At 42.0% G+C, this 16306-nt stretch carries 14 protein-coding genes and 2 tRNA genes; 13 read left to right on the top strand and 3 right to left on the bottom strand.

What is annotated here, in order from left to right:
- Positions 1-59: 59 nt before the first annotated feature.
- From HL061_RS08130 to pilB, 3 genes are all read right to left on the bottom strand, one after another.
- A complete protein-coding gene (locus HL061_RS08130) occupies positions 60-962 on the bottom strand; it encodes an A24 family peptidase (protein ID WP_093069694.1) in 903 nt (300 codons plus the stop codon).
- A 7-nt stretch (positions 963-969) separates the two neighbouring features.
- Positions 970-2193: a type II secretion system F family protein gene (locus HL061_RS08125; RefSeq protein ID WP_252962706.1), complete on the bottom strand. Its 1224-nt coding sequence runs from the start codon at positions 2191-2193 to the stop codon at positions 970-972.
- 499 nt (positions 2194-2692) lie between these two features.
- Positions 2693-4408: a type IV-A pilus assembly ATPase PilB gene (gene pilB / locus HL061_RS08120; RefSeq protein WP_252962705.1), complete on the bottom strand. Its 1716-nt coding sequence runs from the start codon at positions 4406-4408 to the stop codon at positions 2693-2695.
- 388 nt (positions 4409-4796) lie between these two features.
- Between pilB and tpiA the strand changes: the two genes are divergently transcribed.
- The 13 genes from tpiA to rpsO all read left to right on the top strand — a co-directional run bounded on the left by tpiA (position 4797) and on the right by rpsO (position 15761).
- Positions 4797-5609, top strand: a complete 813-nt coding sequence (gene tpiA, locus HL061_RS08115; RefSeq protein ID WP_240365721.1) for a triose-phosphate isomerase — start codon at positions 4797-4799, stop codon at positions 5607-5609.
- A 215-nt stretch (positions 5610-5824) separates the two neighbouring features.
- Positions 5825-6133 carry a preprotein translocase subunit SecG gene (secG, locus tag HL061_RS08110; RefSeq protein ID WP_021814138.1) on the top strand — a complete coding sequence of 103 codons (309 nt, stop codon included), beginning with the start codon at positions 5825-5827 and terminating at the stop codon, positions 6131-6133.
- A gap of 142 nt (positions 6134-6275) precedes the next feature.
- Positions 6276-6359: transfer RNA gene (locus tag HL061_RS08105), tRNA-Leu, on the top strand.
- Positions 6360-6483: 124 nt separating this feature from the next.
- Positions 6484-6560, top strand: a tRNA-Met gene (locus tag HL061_RS08100).
- Positions 6561-7003: 443 nt separating this feature from the next.
- On the top strand, positions 7004-7504 hold the full coding sequence (gene rimP / locus HL061_RS08095) for a ribosome maturation factor RimP (RefSeq protein ID WP_058023609.1): 501 nt from the start codon (positions 7004-7006) through the stop codon (positions 7502-7504).
- Between the two features lie 137 nt (positions 7505-7641).
- Positions 7642-9126, top strand: coding sequence for a transcription termination factor NusA (nusA, locus tag HL061_RS08090; protein ID WP_071002604.1), 1485 nt, complete (start codon positions 7642-7644; stop codon positions 9124-9126).
- Between the two features lie 151 nt (positions 9127-9277).
- On the top strand, positions 9278-12013 hold the full coding sequence (infB, locus tag HL061_RS08085) for a translation initiation factor IF-2 (RefSeq protein ID WP_071002603.1): 2736 nt from the start codon (positions 9278-9280) through the stop codon (positions 12011-12013).
- Positions 12014-12215: 202 nt separating this feature from the next.
- The gene (locus tag HL061_RS08080; protein WP_071002602.1) at positions 12216-12605 is read left to right on the top strand and encodes a ribosome-binding factor A; all 390 of its coding nucleotides are present in this window, start codon (positions 12216-12218) and stop codon (positions 12603-12605) included.
- Positions 12606-12614: 9 nt separating this feature from the next.
- Positions 12615-13703 (top strand): tRNA pseudouridine(55) synthase TruB, encoded by a 1089-nt coding sequence (truB, locus tag HL061_RS08075; RefSeq protein WP_071002601.1) that lies wholly within the window; start codon positions 12615-12617, stop codon positions 13701-13703.
- Between the two features lie 335 nt (positions 13704-14038).
- Complete coding sequence (locus tag HL061_RS08070; RefSeq protein ID WP_071002600.1) at positions 14039-14563, top strand: type 1 glutamine amidotransferase domain-containing protein; 525 nt, start codon at positions 14039-14041, stop codon at positions 14561-14563.
- 92 nt (positions 14564-14655) lie between these two features.
- Entirely contained in the window at positions 14656-14817 is a 162-nt protein-coding gene (locus tag HL061_RS08065; RefSeq protein ID WP_156770984.1) for a hypothetical protein, read from the top strand.
- 126 nt (positions 14818-14943) lie between these two features.
- A complete protein-coding gene (locus HL061_RS08060) occupies positions 14944-15120 on the top strand; it encodes a hypothetical protein (protein WP_167669387.1) in 177 nt (58 codons plus the stop codon).
- Positions 15121-15494: 374 nt separating this feature from the next.
- Positions 15495-15761: a 30S ribosomal protein S15 gene (rpsO, locus tag HL061_RS08055; RefSeq protein WP_058023603.1), complete on the top strand. Its 267-nt coding sequence runs from the start codon at positions 15495-15497 to the stop codon at positions 15759-15761.
- Positions 15762-16306: the final 545 nt, after the last annotated feature.

The raw sequence follows: 16306 nt of genomic DNA, 5'->3' as shown, positions 1-16306 counted from the left end.
AGAAATTGCTTATCAGTAATTATGCTTATAGATTAGGGTAAAAAGCTTACTATCAAGACTCAGTAAGTATACATACCAAGATACCAGCTGACGATATCTGAGCCGTATAATAAAGCAACAATACCTGCGACAGCAATGTAAGGACCAAAGGCAAAAGGCCTGCTCTCACCTTGTTTTTTCATCAAGATTATTCCGACGATCGACCCAAGCAAGGATGACAATAAAATAATTAATGGCAACATCATGGGCCCGAGCCAAGCACCTAATACTGCTAGTAATTTAAAATCACCTTGTCCCATCCCATGTTTCTTAGTGATTAAGTAGAATACTTTAACGACGATCCAGAGTGATAAAAATCCGAAGAGTAAACCCCATATCGACTGCGTTGGTGAGACAAACCAGCCTTGTGAGTTGACGGCCAATCCTAGACCTGCTAGTGGAAAAGTCAGGCGATCGGGTAGTAGCTGCGTATCAAAATCAATACCGGTTAGAGCCACTAGTGTCCACACTAAAACGAGCGCTGACAATCCAGTTGCATTGACGCCGAATTTGTAGATCACGAGCACCGATAGTAAAGCGGTTACTAACTCAACTACAGGATAACGCAAACCAATCGCAGCTTTGCAGTTTGAGCAGCGCCCTTTTAGTGCCAGCCAGCTGATTAAGGGTATGTTTTCATACCATCTGATCTTATGAGCGCAATGGGGGCAGCGTGAGGCAGGTCGACTCAAAGTAATGGGTTGGTCAGTAGCCACGACATTCGCTATAGGTAACGTATGCTCGCGTGGCATATCGGCCTGTTCGATCATAAATTGGCTACATTCTTGTCGCCAACCGTAAATCATCATAAGTGGGATACGATGAATCACAACATTTAAAAAACTGCCAACACAAAGACCTAACAAACCAAATACGACCAAGGCTAGAGCTATATTTTCTTGTAGTAACTGTATGAATTGCATTAAACCATTATCCTACGACTGAGCCCATTTGGAAGATTGGTAAGTACATCGCAATGACCAGACCACCAACTAATACACCCAGTACAGCCATGATCATAGGTTCCATTAAGCTGGTCAAACCATCAACGGCATTGTCGACTTCGTTTTCGTAGTAGACAGCGACTTTATCTAGCATTTCTTCCAAGCTACCAGACTCTTCGCCGATACCCACCATTTGAATAACGAGACTTGGGAATAAATTGGTTGAACGTATGGAGAACTGTAGTTGCTGACCAGTAGAAACGTCATTTTTGACCTGTTGAGTGGCATTATAAAACACGACATTGTTGGTCGCACCAGCAGTAGAATCTAGCGCATCAATGAGAGGTACACCAGCGGCAAAAGTGGTAGATAGGGTACGAGCAAAGCGCGCAATAATTGCTTGGTAAGCAATATTGCCAAAAATTGGTGCTTTTAGTACCGCACGGTCTAAAAAGTCACGGAATTTTTTAGAGCGTTTTTTGGCTTCTGAAAATCCGATAATAGCCCCACCGATAAAAATAATTAAAATAAACCACCATGCTTTCATCCACTCAGACATACCCACTACCATTTGAGTAAAAGCAGGTAGCTCTGCGCCAAATGACTCAAATAGGTCTGAAAATACAGGCACGACTTTTATTAGTAGAATCATAGTAACGATAATGGCAACTACGATGACAGCAATCGGATATTTCATTGCTTTCTTAATCTTTGCTTTTAGTAGTTCGCTTTTTTCTTTGTAAGTCGCTACACGCTCAAGCATGGTCTCTAGCGCACCCGATTGCTCACCCGATTCGACAAGTGAGCAGAATAGATCATCAAAGTAACGAGGGTGTTTACGTAGGGCGGAAGCAAAGGTGCCACCTGCTTCGATATCAGCTTTGATTTGTAGCACCAAGTCTTTCATACTCGGATTATCAAGCGAATCTGCTACAATTTCAAAAGATTGAGTCAGCGGGACACCTGCTTTCATCATCGTTGCCAATTGTCGCGCAAAAATCGCAATATCAATGGCTTTAATTGGTTTTTTGAAGGTGTAGAGCGGTTTTGGTTTCTTCTTGATACCTTTAACCGTGATCCCTTGCTTGCGTAAAGTAGCTTTGGCTAACTCTAAGCTACGACTAGTGGTTTCGCCTTTCACCTTTTGCCCGCGCCGGTTTACGCCATCATAGACAAAGTCCAACAGCATGTCAGTCTTAGCTTTTGCCATATTACTACCCTCGAGATTGTCTAATATAGATATTGCAAACATAAAGCAGAATACCAGACAAAATTGTTGGCTGGTATACTTTATTTTAGCGCAAAAAACCAGTGCCTATCTGTTTTATTTTTAAGTATATCTATTAGATAGTATTTCTACGTTAGGAGCCTTTAGAAAGAAAAATACTAGAAGATTAGGGCGTGTTGAACATTCGACCATGGCACTGACAGCGACTATTTTTTAGGCGATTCGATGTTAAAAATAATAAGTTTAGTCACTCTAAGCGCTTATTTTTAACGATGAAGCGGCAAAAAAGAGTCCTGTCCCCTGCTTTTATCGTTGGGGCTGATGCTAAAATTGCCCCATACTGCGTTACAAATCTCGCTAAGGCATCTGCATTATCGTCGCTTTGTGCCTTGTCTGGAACAATTTTAGCGATCAGCAGTGCCTATTTGCGAATGTTCAACACGCCCTAATAGTTGCATATACGACTTAATGCTTATGCTACTTATTCAGAAGTAACGCGCATCATTTCTTGAATACTAGTGACACCTTGCAGAACTTTTAAGACCCCAGAACGGCGTAGATCTCGAAAACCATTTTTGAGCGCCGCATCTTTGATATCTATGGCATTGCCATCTTCCATAATGATACGTGAGATGTCGGGGCTGACCTTCATTACCTCATAAATACCTACACGGCCTTTATAACCTTCACGGCACTCATTGCAGCCCACTGGCTCATAAATCACGTTGTCTGGATTATCCAAATCTGCATCAGTAAAACCAATCTCTAGCAAACTTTGACGAGGGATATTGATCGGTTTTTTACAGTTATTGCACAGTCGCCGCGCCAAACGTTGCGCAATGACTAAGTTGACTGACGTTGCAATGTTAAAAGACGCCACTCCCATATTACGCAAACGCGTTAATGTCTCGGGTGCTGAATTGGTATGTAGGGTGGAGAGTACCATATGCCCTGTTTGTGCCGCTTTAATAGCGATCTCGGCAGTCTCCAAGTCACGAATCTCACCAACCATGACAATATCAGGATCTTGACGCAAAAAAGACTTGAGCGCATTAGCAAAGGTTAGGCCGACCTTAGCGTTGACATTGACCTGATTGATACCTTCAAGGTTAATCTCCACAGGGTCTTCGGCGGTTGAAATATTGGTGGCACCAGTGTTTAAGATATTGATACCTGTGTAAAGAGAGACTGTCTTACCAGAACCAGTAGGGCCAGTAATCAGTAGCATACCTTGCGGTTTGTGCAGCGCTTCTAAAAACATCTCCTGCTGATCAGGTTCATACCCTAGCGCATCAATACCAAGCATGGCTGATGAAGGATCTAGGATACGCAAAACGATTTTTTCACCGAATAAGGTTGGTAATGAGTTTACCCGGAAATCGATGGCTTTGGTCTTAGAGATTTTGAGCTTGATACGACCATCTTGTGGTATTCTGCGCTCTGAGATATCCATCTGTGACATGACTTTTAGACGAGCCGCAATTTTGCCAGCGAGCTGCACTGGCGGACTGGCCATCTTTTGCATCACGCCATCAACACGAAAACGTACTCGGAAAGATTTTTCGTAAGGCTCAAAGTGCAAATCAGAGGCACCCATGCGAATAGCATCGACCAACATTTTATTGACGAATTTTACAACAGGTGCTTCATCGACCCCATCATTAAGTTTGGTTGTCCCTTCGTCCTGATCGTCATCACCATCTTCAAAACCAACATTTAAGTCACTGTCAGAGAAGCTGTCAAAGCTCTGCATCGTATCAACGTAAACGCTTTCGATACGCTTTTTTAGCTTGTTTTCTTCAACAACAATCGTTTCGATAGACAAGCGAGAATTAAAGGCAATAGCATCAATAGCATCAACACGAGTTGGATCACTAAGCGCTACAAATAAGCGTTGGCCGCGCTTGAATAATGGCAATGCATTAAACTTACGGACGATTTTTTCATCGACTAAGTCCTTTGGAATGACATCAGTGCTGAGCGCATCGAGATCGAACAAAGGATCGCCAAAGGCTTGTGATAACATTTGAGCAAGGTGATAAGAATCAGCCAGTTTATTGTCTACAAGGTACGGCACCAATCCGATTTTCTGCTCCTGCGACTCAATCTGTGCCGTTTTCATATTTGCTTCGCTAACGACACCATCACTGATGAGCTGCTGCGCTAGACCACCATATTTACTGGTTGTAATAGACATTATGACCTCTCCTTGATAAAGGGTTTGCACACCGCTTTAGAATACAGACTACTATATATGCTTTAATATATTTGCGGTAATGGATACGTATTTTGATTCAGCAAGTTATTTCTACTTCTTTCGTAATAACTTAGAGAGCATTTAATAATTTTTAATTTCTGTTAGACACAATATACGACTTGACTTTATTTTAGTTTAAAGGCTTTCTACAAATGATTAAACAATCAATACATCAAAATCTCTGTTTTTAGTTGTCATTTTTGAACATAGGTATTGAAAAGCACCGCTGCTTCTGGCAGCACACTACTATAGCACTTACGAATTATTTGTTATACTGGCGCGCATATGAGCCGAATTGGCGCGAATACATGAGACAAGGTAAATAAGTATGCAAGCTTGGGTGATCGGTAATTGGAAGCAGAATCCAGCAACTAGCCATGATGTTGATGCGCTGTTAAATGACCTGCTGACTAAGGTTGATGCTAAAAATCAAGCTAAAACGCCAACCTCTAGTAGTCAATGCAAATTGATGGTAGCACCAAGCTGTATTCATTTGGCCGCAGTCAGTGCACGCTTAGCAAATACTTCAATAGTCAGCGCCGCTCAAGACGTGAGCGCTCATAGTGCAAGAACAGGCGCTTACACCGGAGACTGCTCAGCACAGCAAGTCGCAGATACAGGAGCTACTTGGACGATACTTGGTCACTCTGAGCGTCGCCAGTATCATAAAGAATCTCATGACTGTCTAATAAATAAACTGTCTCATGCGTTTTCTCAAAATCTTGGTGTGGTGTTCTGTATCGGCGAAACGCAAGAACAGTATGATAATGGTCAAACACTTGACGTTATCAATGAACAACTCTCAGTGATTAAAGATATGCTTGTTCAGCAACCAGATTTAGCAGCATCGTTATCTGAAAAGCTACTCGTCGCTTACGAACCTGTCTGGGCAATTGGTACAGGTAAAGTACCGACTGTGGCAGAAGTGAGTAAGACTCATCAACATATCAAGCAAACCGTTGCGGGCTTTGCTGATATGGCCGATACAGTCACCGTCTTATACGGTGGTAGCGTTAATGCTGATAATGCTGATAGCTTTGCTTCTGACTCTATGATTGATGGCGCATTGGTTGGCGGTGCCTCATTGAAAGCAGATAGCTTCTTAGCGATCGCTGATGCTTTTAGTCAAGCGAATGCTTAATCGAATAAATAACGCTCAGATATCAGTATCATAGCTGATAGACAGTATGGTTTTATCAGTTGGTAAAAGTAGGTTTAACAGTACCCTTGCAATCGTGTACAATGCGCCTTATTTATATAATCGATTTGGTATCATCAGATGCTAGTCATTATTTTTATTAACCTTATGTTTTATTTTCCGTTATCAGTCGTCATTACGCGGCAAAAGAGGCCACCATGTTTACGTTTATATTAGCCCTGCATATTATCGTGGCCATTGCCATGATCGGCTTGATTTTGATACAGCATGGTAAAGGGGCAGATGCTGGGGCTTCTTTTGGTGCCGGCTCATCAGGTACCGTATTTGGCGCGGCGGGAACTGCTAACTTTTTGACGCGTGCGACTGCAGTATTGACGGTCATATTCTTTATTACCAGTATGACGTTGGCGGTGCATGCCCGTAAGCAGGCTGAAGATCAGTTTCGTCTAGATGCGCCAGTTTCAGCACCGCAAACGCCGCGTCCATTGACGCAAAATCCTGAATAAGTGGCTTTTGAGTAGTCAGCGCTTGCTATTTTGGTAGGTTACATTTACAATGCTTTTCTGTTTTCGCAAGTCCTTATCTATTAATGCCTACCTTACGCATTATATATAGTAGATAGGAAGTTAGAGAACAGGGTGGTAAAATGCGATTGTGGTGGAATGGTAGACACGCCATCTTGAGGGGGTGGTGGCGAAAGCTGTGGGGGTTCAAGTCCCCCCAATCGCACCAAGTTTCACAGACGCCGCATAGCGTCAGGTTGGATTTTTTAGTAGCAACCACTTAATTTATAATTATTTTAAATAAAGTGTTGACACTTCTACATTATCTCCCTATAATATGCGTTCTAGATTGATGCGGGGTGGAGCAGTCTGGTAGCTCGTCGGGCTCATAACCCGAAGGTCGTTGGTTCAAATCCAGCCCCCGCTACCACTTTTTATACTGATGTCTTGTACACTAAATTTGTCAGTACCGATTAACCCACCATAATGTTTGTGGGTTTTTTTGTATCTGAAGGTCAGTGTTATCGCGGTATCTATCCTACTTATGCTAAGCTCTAGGTCTATAGAGTACGATATTACTCGTCACTGGTCATCATCGGCCGCCACTGGCACGATGCTCCTTAAGCAACACTATCTTTTATTCCTCACGCTTTTATCGATAGTAGTGCTTTATAACTAATAAAAGCATTGTTTGGCTGAGCTTGATGTTTTTTAGGCTCGTCCCTATATAAACGCACAACATCTGTTATATGTTTGTGGTTTACCATTATATAATGACCGTAATTCTTACTATATATAAGTACGAAAAGAGCAAAGCTTTGATACGGTTTACTAAGTACGATAGATAAGCGAATAGGAAAATACAAAGAGATTATGAAGCTTTCGACTAAAGTTGCAGAACTGACTAATATTATTGCCCCTGCTGTGGCCGCTTGCGATGTGTCGCTATGGGGTATAGAATTTGCGCCACAAGGCCGTCGCTCTTTATTGCGTATTTATATTGAGGCATTGCCAGAAGAGCAAGCCCAAGATAAGCACGTTACTATCGAAGACTGTGCCGCAGTGAACCATCAAGTAAGCGGTATCTTAGAAGTTCATGATCCTATCGCTGGTGAATATATTTTAGAAGTGTCTTCACCTGGTTTTGACCGTGCATTTTTCTCAGATGAGCAGATGCATGCCTATGTGGGTCAAACAGTAAGCTTACGTTTGATTCAAGCTATCGGCACAGGTGATCAAAAACGTCGTAAAGCAACAGGTACATTAGATAGTATCGATGATAAAGTTTTAAAACTGACGTCAAGCGATGGTGAGCAGTTTGAGATTGCATTAAGTAATATTGATAAAGCCAACTTAGTTTACGAAGATGCCTAACGACATATTATTAGGCAGCTGCTCATAGATCAGCAGTGTCATCTTCAAATAGCTTATGTGGCTTATAGTAACTATATGATAGCAACACCCAAATTATAAAATTTAAGTCAATCAAAAAATGATAGGACAGGTATAGCATGAGTCGTGAAATCTTAACGGTAGTAGAAACTGTCAGTAATGAAAAGGGCTTAAATCCTGAAGACATCTTTGAAGCCATAGAAGACGCTTTGGTGGTATCGACCAAGAAAAAAGTATATACTGAGCAGCCAGAAGTGGCTGTGCGAGTAGCTATTGACCGTGCAACTGGCGATTATGACACTTATCGTTATTGGACCGTGGTTGCAGATGAAGACCATGAAATGCCTGCTTGTCAGCTTGCTATCACAGATCTTGATCAAGAAGAATGGTCAATTGGTGATATCAAAGAAGAGCAAATCGAATCGATTGAATTTGGTCGTATTGCAGCCACTCAAGCAAAGCAGGTCATCATCCAAAAAATCCGTGAAGCTGAGCGCGCACTTGTGGCAGACGCTTTTGAGCCGCGTGTTGGTGAAATGATGTATGGCGAAGTCAAGAAACAGACACGTGATGGCTATATCATCGACTTAGGCGACAATGCTGAAGGCTACTTGTCACGCGATCAAATGTTGCCACGTGAGCAGCTACGTCCAAAATCACGTATCAACGCCATCTTATATCATGTAAACCGTGAAAACCGCGGTGCACAGCTATTGTTATCTCGCACGCATCCTGAAATGCTATCAGCATTGATGCAAAAAGAAGTACCTGAGATTGCAGAACAAATTATCGAAATCCGTAACGTCGCTCGCTTGCCGGGCACCCGTGCTAAAATAGCCGTGAAGACCAACGATCATCGGATTGATCCTGTTGGGGCTTGTATTGGTATGCGTGGTACACGTATCCAAGCAGTACAGCAAGAGCTAGATGGTGAGCGTATCGATGTTGTGGTTTGGTCAGATGATCCAGCTCAGTTCATCATCAGCTCTTTAGAACCAGCTGATGTCAGCAGCATCATCTTAGATGAAGACACTCAAACAGCAGATATTATCTTTAGCACCAACGATCAACTGGCACGCGCGATTGGCTCACAAGGCCAAAACGTACGCTTGGCCTCTGAGTTGACTGGCTATAAGCTGAATATGATGCTCGAAGAAGAGTACAAACAGCGTCAAGAAAACGAATCAAAAGCATTTATTGAATTATTTTATGATCGCCTAGAAGTTGATCAAGATCTAGCGCAGGCGCTGGTTGATATTGGTTTTACCAGTATCGAAGAAGTGGCCTATGTGCCAGTCGATACCTTCTATGACATTGAAGGGTTAGACGATGAAGCAATCGACATGATTCAAGAACGTGCTAAAGACGTCGTCATTGCTGATGAGCTGGTCAAACAACAGAACATGAAAGAGCCAAGTCAAGAGCTTCAAGAGCTTGAAGGTATGACAGTCAGCTGGGCCTATAAAATGGCACAAAAAGATATTATTACCGTGGATGATTTGGCAGAACAAGCCGTCTTCGATCTAGAAGATATCGAAGGATTAGACTCCGAAACTGCAGGAAAACTCATCATGAAAGCTCGGGAATCTTGGTTCGATGAATAAGCGGTAACTGCATATCGCTGTCTTTTGGTGATATGCTATTGAGAATAAAGTGCTGGTGTCTACATACTGTAAATACTGGCCTTAACCCAATCATTTGTAGCCAACAACTGAATTGAACATATAGCAAATAATAGACAGTAGGTGATAATAAATGGCAGATAAGACCGTCAAAGAACTGGCAGAAATGGTAGGCAAAACTACAAGTGCTGTAAAGCAGCAACTGGTAGATGCTGGCCTGCCTGCTCGCGCAGAGGATGACCTAGTCACCGAGTTTGAGCAAGAGAAGTTGGTGACGTATTTAAAACAAAGTCATGGTCAAAACGAAAAGCGTCGTATTAGTCTCAAATCTAAGACAACGAGTACCGCTCGTGTGACTGGCTCTTCGGGTAAATCTAAGAGCGTTAATGTTGAAGTACGCAAAAAGAAAGTATTTGAGAAGCCGGATCCAAAGAAAATAGCTGAAGAATTAGCCGCGCGAGAGCAGGCTCTCATTGAATCTCAAGAGCGTGCTGCTAAAGAAGCAGAAGAACGTGCTGCGACCAAGAAAAAAGCAGAAGAGCGCCAAGCGGCAACTTTAGCTGCAATGCGTGCAAGCTTAGGCTCTAGCAAAAAATCAGACGACAAAAACGATGATATTTCTACGTCAGTTGTCGTCAAAAAAGGCGGTAAAGCGAGCAAAGCCACCGTTGAAGTCAAGCCTAAAGAGCAGCCGAAGAAAAAGGTTGCTGCTACTAAACCTAAAGTTGAGACAGCTGCTGAGCGTAAAGCTCGTGAAGCACGCGAAGCCGAGGAAGCACGTTTACGTGAAATTGAGGCAGAAACACGCCGCAAGCAAGCAGAAGAAGCGCAAAAGCGTACGCTTGAGCAAATGCGTAAAATGGCTGGTAAATATACCGATCGTGAGCCTGTGGCAGAAGTGCGTAAAGATGAACCATTGGCTGAAGGCCTGGTCGGTGATGCATTAGAAGAGTCATTTGAAAAAGAACGTCGCGAAATCAAACGCGGTGCAAACAGCACGGGTGCTCGTGGTCGTCGTCGTAAGAATCAAGATGAGCGTGAAATCAAAAACCGTAAAAACGGTTTGCGTTCAACACAAGCCTCACAGCACAAGTTTGAAAAACCTGTCGAAAAAATCGTCTATGATGTTGAGATTGGTGAGCAAATTTCAGTTGCAGATCTTGCACAGCGTATGGCAGTCAAGGCTCGTGAAGTCATTAAATTACTGATGAAAATGGGTGAAATCGCTCGCGAATCAGATACCATCGATCAAGCGACAGCAAGTCTGATCGTTGAAGAGATGGGTCACAACCCTGTCCTTGTCAGTGATACCAAGGTCGAAGACGATCTACAAGATGCTGTCGATGAGCGCAGCAGTAACGTGCAAACCCGTCCACCTGTCGTCACTATCATGGGTCACGTTGACCATGGTAAGACCTCATTGCTTGATAAGATTCGCGAGACCAAAGTAGCGACTGGCGAAGCAGGTGGTATTACTCAGCATATCGGTGCTTATCACGTAGAAACCGATCGTGGTGTTATCACTTTCCTTGATACTCCCGGTCACGCAGCGTTTAGCGCAATGCGCTCACGCGGTGCTCAGGCAACTGATATTGTTGTACTTGTCGTCGCAGCTGATGATGGCATGATGCCACAAACGGCAGAAGCGATTGATCATGCACGTGCTGCTGGTACGCCAATCATTGTTGCTATTAATAAAATGGATAAGCCAAATGCTGATCCTGACCGTGTTCTCAATGAATTGACAACGAAAGAAGTCGTCACAGAAGAATGGGGCGGCGACACACCAATGGCCCGTATTTCAGCTAAGACAGGCGAAGGTATCGACGACTTACTAGAGTTTATTAGCTTGCAAGCTGAGTTAATGGAGTTAGAGGCGCCACTAGACGGTGCTGCACAGGGTGTGGTTATTGAATCAAGACTGGAAAAAGGTCGTGGCCCTGTGGTTAGTGTTCTAGTTAAGAAAGGCACGTTGAAACAAGGCGACTTGGTTCTAGCTGGTGAGCACTACGGTAAAGTACGTGCACTAACGGATGAGAATGGTCAACGTGTTAAATCAGCTGGCCCTTCTATTCCTGTAGAGATTTTAGGTCTGCCTGAAACACCTGCGGCTGGTAGTGAATTCTTAGTAGTAACGGACGAGAAAAAAGCGCGCGAAGTTGCGGCCTTTAGAACCAACCGTGAGCGTGAGCGTCAACTTGAGCGTCAAAATGCCATGCGTTTAGAAAGCATGTTCGATCAGATGGGTCAAGGCGATGTGTCATTCTTGAACATTGTATTGAAGACAGACGTACGTGGTTCACTTGAAGCACTACTAGCTGCCCTAAATGAATTGTCTACTGATGAAGTAAAAGTCAGAGTTATCAGTTCAGGTGTTGGTCCTATCTCTGAGTCTGACGTAACACTTGCAGAATCTAGCGAAGCGGTATTGTTAGGCTTTAACGTCCGTGCAGATGCCACCGCACGCCGTAAAGCAGATACAGCTAACATGGATATTCGTTACTATAGTGTCATCTATGGTTTGATTGATGATGTGAAATCTGCAATGAGTGGTATGCTTGCTCCTGAACATCGTGAGAAAATCCTTGGTGTTGCAGAAGTTCGTGAAGTATTCCGCTCTAGTAAGTTTGGTGCGGCTGCTGGTTGTATGGTGGTTGAAGGTACAATCTATCGCAACAAACCTATCCGCGTATTACGTGATGACCAAGTTATCTTTACTGGTCAATTGCAATCATTACGTCGTTATAAAGAAGACGTCAATGAAGTACGTACTGGTATGGAATGTGGTCTGGCCGTTCGTGGCTATGATGTCGAAGCTGGCGATAAGATCGAAGTCTTTGAAATTCAAGAGTTCGCCCGTACTATCTAAAGCCGCTGTTCGATAACAGAGTATGTAGCAATGCAATATGCCAAATGTGCTGAGCATGCTAGATACTCTGTCGATATTCAGCGGTACTTAGGCCTATCAGGTACACCCTGCTAGGCCTTTTTTAGCAAATATCATTACTACATTTTTTAGCAAACAGTTCTATATATTAATAACAATAAGCCCATTAAAGTAAGGTAACAACATGAACCAACGTCTACAACGCTTATCCGATCAGATCCAGCGTGAGCTTGCTGTTCTTATTCGTGATGAAGTCAATGATCCTCGTCTAACAGGCTTTGTCACAATTTCCAGTGTCAAAGTGAGCCCAGATTTAGGCTATGCAGATATCTATGTCACTATCATGGAGCCTGAGCTCAATGATGCCATGACTAAGACCAATCACGAAGAAAGCGTCAAAGTATTAAATAAAGCAGCAGGGTTTTTGCGTACTGAGCTGAGCCATAGCCTAAAAACACGTACTACGCCGCGCCTACGCTTTCACTATGATGAAGTGACTGCTCGTGGTAACTACATGATGGACTTGATTAATAAAGCCGTCAACAAAACTGAGCAAAACGAGAATGACGAGTAAGTTATTATTATGTCTATAACGTCTAAGCAACCTGATAAAAAAGCCAGCAAAGCACCTGAAAAAATAAAAGTTTCAGGGGTTATCTTGGTGGACAAACCCAAAGGTATGACTTCACAGCAAGTTGTGTCGAAAGTGAAGTATTTGTTTAAGTCACCGATACACGATAGCAAAAAGGCTGGTCATACTGGTACGCTTGATCCGATGGCAACTGGTTTATTGCCGATTTGCCTAGGCGAAGCGACCAAGTTTAGTCATTATCAACTGGATGCTGACAAGTCTTATCAAGCAACGATTTTGCTTGGTAGTCAAACCGATACGGGTGATGCAGACGGTCAAGTGGTGGCACAATCATCTATTCCAACATTTGATGATGTTTCATTGGCTACTATCGCACAGCAATTTCTGGGCCCTCAGCAGCAGATACCACCGATGTATTCAGCATTAAAAAAAGATGGCAAAAAACTGTATGAGTATGCCCGCGCTGGTATTGAAATTGATAGGCCACCGAGAGATATCATTATTAAGGCGATTGAGCTGCATGCGATTGATGATATACAGATTTGTTTGACAGTCACTTGTACCAAAGGGACTTACGTACGCGTATTAGCAGAGGATATTGCAAAAAAGCTAGGAACGCTTGGACATTTAACGGCATTGCGTCGCACGCAAGTCGGTAATTTTAGTATTGATGATTCTATTGCACTATCGGCTTTAGAAGACAAAGACTTAGATAGCCGACACTCTCAGTTATTGCCTGTCGATGCGTGTATTGATATCGATGCTGAGTTGGTACTGACCGAAGAACAGTGCGCGCGCGTACATATGGGACAGCGCTTAAACGTATCCGATAGCTTGATAGGTAAGCTTAGAGATTATGTTGCAAGCAATGCTGCTCATCAAATATCCCATGCCAGTGAAGCAGAAACCAATATTGCTGGTTCTGATATCGGTACTGAAGACAGCATGGACATCTCGCAGCCTTTACAGCACGAGTTAGCTGTTGATATACGCTTGCTAAATGAGCAAGGAGCATTTCTTGGATTGGGCGCCATTAGCCTCAATGGACGCTTACAGCCCAAAAAGCTTATCCAACGTTGAGGCTGTATTAATAAATGCTGATCAGTAGGCAACGGTTTTTGTCTGCTTTACTAATGGTTTACACTAATCACATACCGTCACATTTTATTGCAGGTTTCGCCTATGGTGAAACCTGTTTTTTTTATACAGTGTATATACCAGTTAAGGACAGCTGCATAAAATGAAAATGGACGACAATAATAACCAAAAAATAGAATTATAACCAAGGACATTTTCTAATAAGTATAAAACCAGTCAAGGGAAGACTATTAACGATGTATAACATTAATGAATGATAAAAATATTAAAACAAATGAATTAATACAAACTCAATGCTAAATACAAAAGGAAATATTATGAAAACGATCGCTTTTTTACTACACAATAACTTCGAGCAAGCAGAATATGAAGATGTGAATAACCAGCTAAAAAACAAAGGTTATAAGACGCTACTGATCACTACGAACGATGCTAAAGAAGTCCAAGCCATGCAGCAGGATGTAAATAAAGGTGATACCTTTACTGCTGATATCTTCGTAAAAGATGCAAATGTTTCCGATTATGATGCATTGGTATTGCCAGGTGGTACAGTGAACGCTGATACTATTCGTGGTAACAAAGACGCTCATAAGGTTATCAATGCCATTAACGACGCAGGTAAACCATTAGCTGTGATTTGTCATGCACCTTGGGCACTTATCAACACGGGCATTGCTAAAGGCAAAACACTAACCGCCTATCATACGCTGCAAACCGATCTAGAAAATGCTGGTGCGACGTACGTCGATAAGACTGTACAAGTCGATGGCAATTTAATTACTTCACGTAATCCAGATGATATCAGTAATTTTGTCGATGCTATCGACAAAGCATTGTCTTAAATTTTGCTTTATTTATTGAAAGATGAAAAATTAAAAATTCTCAACTATTTATAATTACAATTAAAGATATAATTACAATTAAGGAAAATATTATGTCTAACTCTAACCCAAATGATACTGAACTTGAGCAACAACGTGCTGAATCGGCAACGGCCGCTCTTAAGAGTCAAACTGAAGACAACCATACTGAAAACAGCGAAGCAGCAGCAGACCGCATTGCTAGTAATGTAAAAGATGCTAAAGAAGACAAATAGTATCTTTGTGTGTCATTCAGCCTAGAATGGTACAGCTGCATTTGGCTTTAGCTTAGTAGCAATAATTATCTTAGTATTGGTAACTGTAAAATAGATATTTTGAAAAATAATAATGTAGGAGCTAACATGAGTAACTCAACAGATAATATGGATGCGCAAGAAAAAAAAATTCAGCAATTATCAGAAGACATTGATCCTGGTGAGGATGCTACTCCTGATAGTTTGGCAGAAGCCACCACAGCGTCACCACTTGACGATGACGAGCTAGGTGGCAATGCAACACAAGATGATATTAACAAATAAGCAAACATTGTCATCTGTTGATAAACTGTCCTCCCATTAAGGCCAGATCTAAATTTACAAGTTTTATGAAAAACTGCTGATAGTTCAGCAGTTTTTTGTTATAATTGCCCTCACATTTAAATCAGGTTTTGAATAATGTATGTTAGTTAGATCCACACCTTAACTAGGTGTTGACGTTGATAAATATAATGCATACGTTCAAACGTGTTAAATGGTCGTTATCTTTAACTGAATTTGTCGTACACTAGGTCAACTCTAGTAATGCAGGGTTGTCCTGAATGGCGCGCAAGTTATTTTATTTACTATTCTACTGCTTTTAATCTGACTCAAATTGTAGTCCGTTTTTAAAGTTTTTAGCATTGCCGGAGATATTTATGCTAACTAATACCGATCGTGAACAAATCATCGCTCAATACCAACGTGGCGAAAACGACACTGGCTCCCCAGAAGTTCAAGTAGCTTTGTTGAGCGCTCGTATCAACGATTTGCAGAATCATTTCAAAGAACATAAAGCTGACCATCATAGCCGTCGCGGTCTTATCCGTATGGTTAACACGCGTCGCAAATTGCTTGATTACCTAAAAGGTAAAGATCTTGGTCGCTACACCACTCTTATCAGTCAGTTAGGTCTACGTCGCTAATCTAACGACAATAATACGAGTGGGTGGTAAAACAAAGGACGCCATTATATGGCAGAATCTTAAAATTTTTGCTAACCGCTTGGAACTTGTTTGTTGTTATCGATAAAATAGATTTTTCTAAAAACGGTGTGGAATAGTTTCACGCCGTTTTTTTATGCTTATTCATTTTGAAAGCTATGTTTAGATAGCACCATTTGTCTAAAACACATCAATGTCGACAAACATCAGCTACCAAAAATAATGATAATGATGCTGATTGGGCGTTAAAATCAGTATTTTCTATCGATAACGGCTCTGTTCTGCAATTAATTGGTCAATGGCTATAAATCACTGTAAAATAATGCCTTGTGAGTTCGATAGTATATCTACTGAATATATAGCGACTACTGATAAAGTACTTGTCTCTTAGCTTACTGCGTAAATAGCTGATTCTTGAGAGCGTAGACATAGCCTGGACGGTCTTTAGCGCCGAAGTCTTTTGACTTAATGTCTGTTTGATAGTATTTATAGTAAAGCCAAAATTGAACGACCAAATATACATAATA

The sequence above is a fragment of the Psychrobacter sp. PSP genome, assembly GCF_024085615.1.
GTDB classification, from domain to species: domain Bacteria; phylum Pseudomonadota; class Gammaproteobacteria; order Pseudomonadales; family Moraxellaceae; genus Psychrobacter; species Psychrobacter pacificensis.
Note: the sequence above shows the minus strand (reverse complement) of the source record. Positions and strands in the feature narration are given on the sequence as shown.